This window comes from Mycobacterium innocens (assembly GCF_900566055.1).
In the GTDB taxonomy this organism is placed as follows: domain Bacteria; phylum Actinomycetota; class Actinomycetes; order Mycobacteriales; family Mycobacteriaceae; genus Mycobacterium; species Mycobacterium innocens.
In genome coordinates this window covers 1-9,160 of record NZ_UPHQ01000081.1, presented here as the reverse complement: position 1 = coordinate 9,160, position 9,160 = coordinate 1, and the positions used below count along the sequence as shown (strand labels likewise).

Below are 9,160 nucleotides of genomic sequence, written 5' to 3'. Positions count from 1 at the left end.
GGAAGTTCACCACCACCGACCTGAACGACCTGCTGACCAAGCTCGACAACCACGAACCCCAGCACAATCCGATCCAGCCCCGAGCAGCCTGAATGCGACCCCCGACGAACTTACGGGCGCGACCACTAAGCCGGGGCGCGGGGTGCTGGATGTGAGCCATCATCACCGCAGCCAATCCGGGTCGGTCGCTGAATGGGGCATGACCGGTGAGCAGGTGGAACAGTGTGCACCCCAGGGAGTAGATGTCGGTGCGCGCGTCGAGAGGCCAGCCCTGCAGGAGTTCCGGGGAGGCATAGGCCACCGTCGTGATCACGTCGCCGGTGCGGGTCAGCCCATAGTGGTCATCGCAGCTGCGGGCGATGCCGAAGTCGGCCAGCACCACCCGCTCGGGCTCCCCCCGGCAGGCCAGGAGATAGCAGGATGTTCGCCGGCTTGACATCGCGATGAATCAGGTTGCGGCGATGCAGGTGATCGAGGGCCATGGCCACCTCGCCGACGATGCACTCGGCCCGCGCCGGCGGCATCCGCCCGGCACCGGTTTCGACATCGGCGTCCGTGCCGCGCACATACTCCATCGCGATCCACAACGCGCCGTCCGGCGTGTCCCCGCGATCGTAAACCGCGACGATATTGGGGTGATGCAGCCCGGCCGCCAGGTCAGCCTCCCGCATGAACCGAACACGGAACCGCGGATCCCACGCGAGGGGACCGTCGAGAATTTTCAGCGCGTCGCGCCGAGGCAAGCTCGGATGACGGGCCAGATACACCGTGCCCATGCCTCCCGACGAGACCACGGCTTCAACCCGATAGTTCGCGACCATCGTGCCCACCCGCCGTGCCGGGTCTCCGTTTCCGCACGTCGCGCCACGCGTCCTGGACGCGTACTCGGTTGCCGATGCCGACGCACGCTGCATAGGCACGCCGGCGACCGCGCGCCGCGTCACCCGATCACCGCCGCCCCCATAACCGAGTACGGCGGCCATGGGGAACCGAAACTGCGTGCGACTATCCCGCGACGAGGGCACGATCGGCGGTTTGCGGAACGCTTCGACGCGACGAGTCTTCATCGGCGAGATCTTCCAGACACGGCGCCCAACAAGCGGTCGGACCACCCGGACAGCCAGATTCTCAACAGCTGGACACTCGCCGCGGAAAATTGCTCCAGCCAGACCGCCGGGCCGGTCTGCACCACGACGAACCGGGCCAGCAGCACCAGCATCCACACGGCGCCCGTCGCCGTCCCCAGCACGATCACCTCCCAAGGCGGTGCTTGGGACACCGGAATGATCGCCTCAGCCACACCACTGACCATGTCGAGGTACAACCGTGGACTGGACACAGCCGCATCACCTCCAACATGATGTGCATCCAAGCAAGCACATACTTCGCGTACGTTGCTCCACGTTGGCCCGGTCTTCGCTGAGCGGCTGACGGCCGCCGAGACGAATTCCTTGCCGCTGCCCACAATGCCGGTCAGGCGTTCGGAAACCGTTTGCAAACTATGAAATACGCAGGTAAAGCAGCGTTTTCTGGCTCCCGACAGGTTCAGGTGGCGGGCACAGCCGCGGGTGCGCAGTTACGCCGCAGGCTTGAGCGGGCCCGCGTCACCGCATCGGCAATGCCGGCAGGTGCGTTGAGCGCGTCGAAGCGAGCAGTGCCCAACGAATCGACGAGCACCGCCATCTGGGCCGCAGCCAGCGGCATGGGCTTACCAGCATTGACGAAGGCCCAATACAGGACGGCGGCGTCCTCGCGGCAGCCGAGCCGGAGCAACAGCCGCGTGATGTAGCGCAGCGTAAGCCACTGCTGGGTCAAGTCGGCGAAGCGTTCCCAGTGCTCGAGCACGCCGATGAACATCTGCGCAGCCACCCGGGGATCACCGTAAACGGCACGGATGGCTGCGGCCTCCATCAAGGCGCTGCCGTATACCCAGAAATTCTGCACGTCGGCGGCCAGCCGCGCTGAGGCGTCGAACAGAGCCAAGGCACGCTCCGGTTCGGACCTCCTCAGCAGGTAGCCGAGCGCGAAGTAGGCCATCGACTGTGCAGTCGGGTTGCCGGTGTCGTCGGCCGCCCCGACAGCCTCCTGCGCCGCCGGTATCGCAGCCTCGTCATTGCCGAGTACGCCCTGGCAGATCGTTAACGTGAACAGCATCCACCCCAGCCGGATCGGATCCGCGTCGCGGCGGACACGCTCCGCCTCAGCGGTCCAGTAGGCGAGCGCCGCCTCCGGATGCCCTTCGAAAAGGGCGACATCGGTAAGCACATCGACCGGGTTGACGACGCGCGCGCTGCCCCGCGCCGGAGTCCGTCCGTGCGCCAAGGATGCCAATGACTTGGCCCTCGGGAAATCAGCCCGGGCCCACGCAACGCGAGCCGCCGTCCCGACAACCGCCGGGAACAACGGATGGTCAGGATCGGCAACGGCGATGACTCGCTCGGCCCACTCGGCTACCTCGTAGCCCACCCGCCAACCGATCAACTCCGGTACCGCAGCGACGATCCGCATCGCAAGGCCGACATCCTGCTCGTCCATCGCATGCCCGAACGCTGCGCGCAGGTTGTCGTAGTCGGGCAGTGCCCGCTCCACCCACTCCCGCTCCTCGGCGGTGAGCACGCCAGCTCCGGCCCGCTCGGCCAGCCTGGTGTAGTAGCTCGCATGCCGCATCGAGAACTGGCGGTCAATACCGTTTTCCCGCAACCGATCTCGCCCATATGCCCGCATCGTTTCCAAGACGGCATAGTGGGCTCGTTCCTCGACGCTGCGCACCACCACCATGGATTTGTCCACCAAACCCGTCAGCAACTCCAGCGTGTCGGCCTCACCGGCGCCGTCGAGCCCGCAGATTCCGTGGGCGGCGTCCAAGTCGAAACTGCCGGCGAACACCGAAAGACTGGCAAACAACGACTGCTCCGATTCGGTGAGTAGCCGATACGACCACGCGATCGTCTCGGACAGACTCTGGTGCCGGGGCAGCGCGCCGCGGATCCCGCCGCGCAGCAGGCGCAAGAAATCCGGGCGCCGGGCCACGTCCCAACTGCTCATCACCCGCATCCGCGCCGCTGCCAGCTCCACCCCCAGCGGCAGGCAATCGACCCGTCGACAGATTTCGACGACGACGCCCATCGGCTGGTCTTCGAGCGTGAAGTCCGAACGGCTTGCCAGGGCTCGGTCGACGAACAACTCGGTCGCGTCCGCTTCCTCCAACGGCGGTACGCCGATAATTCGTTCGCCTTCCAGGCCGAGAGGTTGCCTGCTGGTCGCCAGCACCGATACTCGCGGGCAATGCCGCAAGATCTGGCCGATGAATTTCCCGGCGGCTTCCAGCACGTGCTCGCAGTTGTCGAATACCAGTAAGACTTCACGCGACCTGAGGTACTCGATCACCGATTCCTCGATGTCCATGCCTTGCTGCTGCCGCAACCAGACACTCGCCGCAACGGCGTGCCCGACGGCATCACCGTGCTCCAACGGACCCAGTTCGCAGATCCATATGCCGTCGCCGAAACGCTGTTGCACACTTCGTGCGGCCTCTAGACCCAGCCGGGTCTTGCCTACACCACCGACTCCGACCAAGGTGACCAGCGGGCCGTCGCTCAGGGCGTCAATCGTTTGCGCCAATTCGCGCTGCCGACCAACGAAACTCGTCACCCGCCGCAACAGTCCCGACCGTGGCCGGTGCATCCCCAGCCGGTGCGCCGGGGCGCGCACCTCGCGTGAAACCGGCTGCGGCACCGGGATAGCGGCCTCGCCGGTGAGTATCTGCTGATGCACCTCGCGGAGGGACGGGACCCGGATCGATTCCGAGTTCGTCGACAAGTTGCTCGCGAACCCGACGATAGGTTTCCAGCGCGTCGGCCTGGCGTCCACAACGGTACTGGGCCAGCATCAACTGGCCGGCCAACCGCTCGTCCAACGGATGCGCAGCCTGGGCAGCGGAAATCTCAACCAGCAGCTCTGCGTGTTTACCGATTCGCAGGGCCGTGTCGTTGCGGTCCAGCTCCACCGAAAGCTTTTCGGCCTGCAAGGCACTGCGGACGTCGTTCACCCACGGCGTGTCCAGGGTCGCGAACGGCTCACCAGACCAGATCGCCAACGCCTTGTCGAACAGGAGCGCGGCCTGCAGGGGGTCATCGGTCGCTCGGGCCTGTGCGGCCACGCGGCGGAAGCGGTGCAGGTCCACCGACAGCGGATCGGCGGCAAGGACATATCCGCCCGGCTCGCGCGAAATGGAAGCGCCTTCGGATTCGGCGAGCAGATTCCGCAGCCGCGACACATACCCGGCCAGCGAATTCCGGGCACGGTATGGTGGGCGGTCCGACCACACCCGATCGACCAGCCGACCGACCGGGATGGGCCGATTCACGTCGATCAACAACGCGACCAGTACACAGCGTTGACGGGCATGACCGATTTCTAACCGTCGCCCGTCAACTCTGGCTTCGACGTCGCCGAGCAACGTGAATTCGACCGTCATCCAGCAAACCCCATCTGCCGAATCGCAGCGAACGTCGCGTCCGTTCGATGGGTAGCATACGACGGTCGGGTAGGTCCCCTTTGATTCGACAGACGGAGTGCCTCATGGCCACCGAGTCGATCCAGGCGGTCTCGGGGCCGCCCTGGCGCGCGGGAACCCACGATGAAAGCGGTGCGCCGGGCAAATACGTGTGGTCCCGGCTGGGATCGAACCAGCGACCTTCCGCGTGTGAAGCGGACGCTCTTCCACTGAGCCACGGGACCGGCGCCGAGCGGCAACGAGGTCGAAGACTAGCACGATCCGTGCCGGCACCGAACGTGCTACCTCGGCCGGTGATAGCCAAAGCGCCCCAAAGAACCTGGAGATTTGTGTGCGCCGGGTCACGTGGACTATCGTCGTGCTTCGCACCGGGCGACGATCTCGTCCGTTGCGCGCGGATGTAGCGCAGTTGGTAGCGCATCACCTTGCCAAGGTGAGGGTCGCGGGTTCGAATCCCGTCATCCGCTCGAAGGTGCAAGTGGCATCAATCCCCCGCGGTGGAGTGGCCGAGTGGTGAGGCAACGGCCTGCAAAGCCGTGCACACGGGTTCGATTCCCGTCTCCACCTCCAGATTGCAATCCCCGGCGCGATTAGCTCAGCGGGAGAGCGCTTCCCTGACACGGAAGAGGTCACTGGTTCAATCCCAGTATCGCGCACCAGAGTTTGTGCAGGTCAAAGTGGGTAAATAGTCGATCAAACAAGAGCTTGCACCACATACGCACCACATATGCTGGGATTAGCACCGCCGGGCAGACTTCCCCACACCGGAAGACGCCCCTCGAATGGCCACCACACCCTCCGTCAACATGCGAACCACGCCAAGCATGTCGGTTGAGCCGACACCCAGCGGGTGCCAACTGCCCGACGTCCCTTTACCTCCCGGCGTTGTGTACGCCGACTTGTGGGAGGACACCAACACTGACCGGCCCTGGCGGGTCGTCAACTCCGCGACCCGCGGCGTCGAAGGCAAATCCGACATTCAGGTGTGGGTCGCCGCCGTCCAATACGCCGACGGCAGCCTTGACCAGGACGACGCGATCGACCGTGCATCGGTGTGGATTGACGCCTGCCAGGAAGCCCTGAGCGCCCGCCAAGCCCGCGAGCTGGCCGACGCGCTGCTGGCCGCCGCCGACGAGCTCGAAGGGTGGGCGGCGCGATGAGCGGCGTCACCCTCGACATCGAGGAATCCGGCGACGGCACCCGGCGCATCATCGTGTGGGGCCACGACCACGGCGACGACCTCGACTCCGCTCAGGCGCGCCAGCTCGCGGCCGCACTCCTGGCCGCGGCCGACACCCTCGACGACGAGGACCAGGACCAGCCGATACGGGCTATTTACGCGCACACGTCCGGGCCGCAGCGGGCGCAACTTCACGCCCAGCTCGACGCCGACGTCAACCGGGAAGCGCTGCTGGCCGGAATGTGGCCGCACCTTCAAGCCGAGAGTCAGCGGCTGGCCGACGACCGCGACACGCACGGGCGGGCCGGACAGTGACGGGCCGCGTGCGGGCACTGTGCTGTGTCTGCGGGCAGCTGCGCACCATCAGTGAGGCGTACCGGCGCAGCGACGGCAACCAAACATCTGACAGCCCGATCGAACCTAACGGCTGGCGGATGACAACCACCATCAAATGCGGCCACTGCGGTCACCGGACACGCCACGCGGTGCTCCGCGATGACAGCGATCCGTTCCGCGATCGGGCCGAGGGACGTATGTACGGGAAGTGGGCCCAGGCGTGAATACCGTCAACCGCGTCCGTATAGCCCGCGCCCGTGCTAATCGGCTCGGCCTGACATTCACCCAACGCGGCACCGTGTACACCCTGCGCGACGCCGACAACATCACCCTTGCCGTTGGCCCGCTGGCCGTGGTGGACGCCTACCTGATTCAGCGGATGCAGCCTAAACGGCCGGGCCCGCGCCCACCCTGATCCGAGAATTCCCCGCGGGATGGTTGTTCCCCAACACCCCCGACCGGCACCTAACCCCAGACCACGTCGGCAAACTCATCTCGCGGGCGTTGCCGGACAACTGGACAGCCCACACCTTGCGTCACCGCATGGCCTCGCGCGCCTTCCGCGGGTCACGCAACATCCGGGCGGTGCAAGCGCTGCTAGGTCATGAGTCGATCCTGACCACCGAACGGTATGTGGCGATCTGTGATGACGAGATCCGCGCAGCGGCAGCCTGCGCGTGGTGAGGCAAGGTGAGGCGTATGAAGGCCATCAAAGTCCGCGCCGTCACGATCGGCAACCACTTCGCCGTACGCGGCGCACTGCTAGTGAGCGGTGAGACCTTGTGGACCGGCCCACTACGCCCCTACAGTCACGATGACCGCGCGTTGACGGATGCCCACGCAGAAGCGGCCCGACGCGGCTGGGCGGTGTCGCGGTGACCAGCACAGCAACTGCGGATATCAACCAGCTGCGGCGGGAACTGGCGTGGCGACTGCGCACCTTACCCGCCCTCGACCTGGCCGCCGGCCAGGTTGGGCGGCCACGATCGCAATGTTCGACCTCGCCTACGGTGGACCACTCCCTGCCCCACAGCCCGGCTTCCGCCCCTACCTCGTCAAATGAGGTCACGGCAAGTCATGGGCAACCACGGTTGCTTACGACCGTGGTTGCTGTCAGAAGGCCGATACCCTCGAAAAACTGCGGAGTATCTGACCTGCGCAAACAGGACCGCGTTGCACGGTCCTGCGTCACGACCACCGTGACGGAGCTGGCATAACCCCAGTCGTGCGGGAGAGTACGGCTGCTGTGGCCCTCGGCTGCCGGTTGGGATGAGGTACGCCGGCCGTACCCCAGCGGCGTGGAAAGCTAGGCGCAGCGACGCAACAACTTCGCCACCTGCGCTACCCACAGGGGTGTCGCAGGCGGCGATCCTCATAGGGGAGTGAAACCGCCCCCACCCGAGACAACCCGATTCGGCGAGGTCGGGCTTTAAGTCGAGGACGATGCCGGCATTCAAGCAGTCGGGGTTACCGGCTCAGATATGTTGGTGAACAACGCATTCCGTGTGTGCTGAAGGTGAACGACCGCCGCCCGAACACTAAGCTCGGCGGTTGCTGCCGTAGCCGATCAGTGATCAGGAAACTGAGTACCAATCACCTCAACTTCCCTTGACCTTCTTGTCCCCCCAACGAAGACCCCCTGGGATGTCGGTACGACGAAGGCCCGGCGGGCCAAACCCCGGTTTGCCTTCGCCCTTTATGGGGGGCTCGCCCGGCGGCCGGGTCTGAATTCCGGCTTTCCCCGGGTCTTCGAGCGTGGGCCCGTTGGTTGGAACGTTGACCCTGGCCCCCCGGTACTTGCGCCACCGACGCATCCCGTCCCTGAGCAGCGGCCTGCCTGTGAGGCCCCGTGCTCAGGGCCACTGGTACGGGACCAAACTGGTCAAAAGGCGGCTAAAACCGATCTTGCGTACGAAACCCCGTATGTTTCAACAACAGTCGCGCGTGTGGTGAAGTGCGAAATATGTTGCATCTCAACGTAATTCAAGTCAGCTAACAAACTTTCGGGCCTCGTGTGTGAAAAAGTCACGACTCGAAGTCACGAGTCGATACCCCCCCGGGGGTTCAACAATTCTGACGGGGGGGTTGCCACGCGGCGCGGCGACGGAGTCGGGCTTTGCGTTGCCCCACAACGCCTTTCGCGCTGACCCGGCTGATCGAATACCGTTGTGCTGCAGTGCATTACGTAGCGTCGCCAAGTCGATTCACTGCGGCGATGAGGTCGGGCTTACTCATAGCGTCGGCCTCGGCGCGATCCATCCCGATGGCCTCGGCGTAGTCCACCCATGCGGCCTTGGGTGCGGCCTGTTTAGGTGCCGATGGAATCTCAGCACTGGGCGCTGCGGGCTTAGGCTCGGGTGCGAACACGCCGGCTCGCTCGCCGCGGATTACCTCGTCCTCGGGCAGCTCGAATCGCTGCCCGTAGAGCGCACGTCGCCTACGACCATCGTGGTCGCGGTAGTTCCACAGTGCGACACCGAGTGTGCGCGTTGCCATCAGTGGAACCAGGCGTCGGTTGGCCCGTTAGTAGCCTCTTCGGCAAGGCTGTAGCCGATCTCGGTGAGCGATACCGCGGTCTCATCGGGAACCGAGGCGAGTACCTCGGCCATGGCCGGGTCAGCGCTGATGAGGTTGACCCAGTGCTGGCGACGGGCAACGGTGATCTTGCCCTTGCTGATGGCGTCGTTGACGGTGTCCTCGATCTTCTTGCGCGCCGCGGCGGCCTTGAGCTGTCGGCCTTCGGCTGCGTCGCGACGCAACGCGCTGATGGTGTCGGCGTCGATCAGCTCCAGGCCGACGCGGCGTGCTGCGGCGGCCACGGCCGAGGGCTGAGCGCTTTCGGCGGTCGATGCGGTGACCGCATCCTTGACGGTGGCTAGCGTAGTGTCGATGTCGGTGGTATTGGCGGGCAGACCGAGCGCGCCGAGCAGCTCGGCGGCCTGCTCATCGTCAAACATCAGTGCCATGGGTGTTCCTCCTTAACCCGAAGTTACTGCTGTTGAGGTAGGGGTTTTCCCGGTTTGACCTGGGGTTTTGGCGGGTTTGGTGGTGTGGTGTTTGTCTACCTGACTATGCGGCGATGGTGAGGGGGATGGTGGCTTCGATGAGGTCGAAAGCGCGGCGTTGTT

The 9,160-nt window shown here is 65.2% G+C and carries 11 protein-coding genes, 4 tRNA genes and 1 pseudogene; 8 read left to right on the top strand and 8 right to left on the bottom strand.

All coding sequences use genetic code 11. The annotated features are described in order from the left end of the window. The 6 genes from EET03_RS32670 to EET03_RS09735 all read right to left on the bottom strand — a co-directional run. Positions 1-382: protein kinase domain-containing protein (locus EET03_RS32670; protein ID WP_341868755.1), on the bottom strand; the 382-nt coding region annotated here is incomplete at its 3' end. Next, a complete protein-coding gene (locus EET03_RS09750) occupies positions 342-1,067 on the bottom strand; it encodes a serine/threonine-protein kinase (protein WP_075541755.1) in 726 nt (241 codons plus the stop codon). The genes EET03_RS09750 and EET03_RS32670, both read right to left, overlap by 41 nt. Then, positions 1,064-1,339 carry a hypothetical protein gene (locus tag EET03_RS09745; RefSeq protein WP_136625669.1) on the bottom strand — a complete coding sequence of 92 codons (276 nt, stop codon included), beginning with the start codon at positions 1,337-1,339 and terminating at the stop codon, positions 1,064-1,066. Before EET03_RS09745 ends, EET03_RS09750 begins: the two co-directional genes overlap by 4 nt. A gap of 206 nt (positions 1,340-1,545) precedes the next feature. Beyond that, positions 1,546-3,651 (bottom strand): ATP-binding protein, encoded by a 2,106-nt coding sequence (locus EET03_RS09740; RefSeq protein WP_244232294.1) that lies wholly within the window; start codon positions 3,649-3,651, stop codon positions 1,546-1,548. Further along, complete coding sequence (locus EET03_RS31305; protein WP_244232293.1) at positions 3,605-4,477, bottom strand: AfsR/SARP family transcriptional regulator; 873 nt, start codon at positions 4,475-4,477, stop codon at positions 3,605-3,607. Before EET03_RS31305 ends, EET03_RS09740 begins: the two co-directional genes overlap by 47 nt. Positions 4,478-4,668: 191 nt before the next feature. Continuing rightward, positions 4,669-4,740: transfer RNA gene (locus tag EET03_RS09735), tRNA-Val, on the bottom strand. Between the two features lie 170 nt (positions 4,741-4,910). Here EET03_RS09735 and EET03_RS09730 point away from each other — a divergent pair. The 8 genes and pseudogenes from EET03_RS09730 (at position 4,911) to EET03_RS09690 (ending at position 6,911) form a co-directional block, all read left to right on the top strand. Further along, positions 4,911-4,983, top strand: a tRNA-Gly gene (locus EET03_RS09730). 29 nt (positions 4,984-5,012) lie between these two features. Continuing rightward, positions 5,013-5,086, top strand: a tRNA-Cys gene (locus tag EET03_RS09725). Between the two features lie 14 nt (positions 5,087-5,100). Then, positions 5,101-5,175 (top strand) — tRNA-Val (locus EET03_RS09720). Positions 5,176-5,322: 147 nt separating this feature from the next. Beyond that, positions 5,323-5,676, top strand: a complete 354-nt coding sequence (locus EET03_RS09715) for a hypothetical protein (protein WP_136625668.1) — start codon at positions 5,323-5,325, stop codon at positions 5,674-5,676. Next, the gene (locus tag EET03_RS09710; protein ID WP_136625667.1) at positions 5,673-6,011 is read left to right on the top strand and encodes a hypothetical protein; all 339 of its coding nucleotides are present in this window, start codon (positions 5,673-5,675) and stop codon (positions 6,009-6,011) included. Before EET03_RS09715 ends, EET03_RS09710 begins: the two co-directional genes overlap by 4 nt. 241 nt (positions 6,012-6,252) lie before the next feature. Beyond that, positions 6,253-6,447 (top strand): hypothetical protein, encoded by a 195-nt coding sequence (locus tag EET03_RS09700; protein ID WP_075541750.1) that lies wholly within the window; start codon positions 6,253-6,255, stop codon positions 6,445-6,447. Next, positions 6,444-6,716: pseudogene (locus EET03_RS09695) on the top strand (tyrosine-type recombinase/integrase); the annotation flags it as partial. The gene EET03_RS09700 and the pseudogene EET03_RS09695, both read left to right, overlap by 4 nt. 15 nt (positions 6,717-6,731) lie before the next feature. After that, a complete protein-coding gene (locus EET03_RS09690) occupies positions 6,732-6,911 on the top strand; it encodes a hypothetical protein (RefSeq protein ID WP_075541748.1) in 180 nt (59 codons plus the stop codon). Between the two features lie 1,302 nt (positions 6,912-8,213). Here EET03_RS09690 and EET03_RS09685 read toward each other — a convergent pair. Together EET03_RS09685 and EET03_RS09680 are read right to left on the bottom strand one after the other, a co-directional pair. Then, complete coding sequence (locus tag EET03_RS09685) at positions 8,214-8,528, bottom strand: hypothetical protein (protein WP_075541747.1); 315 nt, start codon at positions 8,526-8,528, stop codon at positions 8,214-8,216. Further along, positions 8,528-8,998: a phage protease gene (locus tag EET03_RS09680; protein WP_075541746.1), complete on the bottom strand. Its 471-nt coding sequence runs from the start codon at positions 8,996-8,998 to the stop codon at positions 8,528-8,530. The genes EET03_RS09685 and EET03_RS09680 overlap by 1 nt, the downstream gene beginning before the upstream one ends. Between the last annotated feature and the right edge of the window lie 162 nt (positions 8,999-9,160).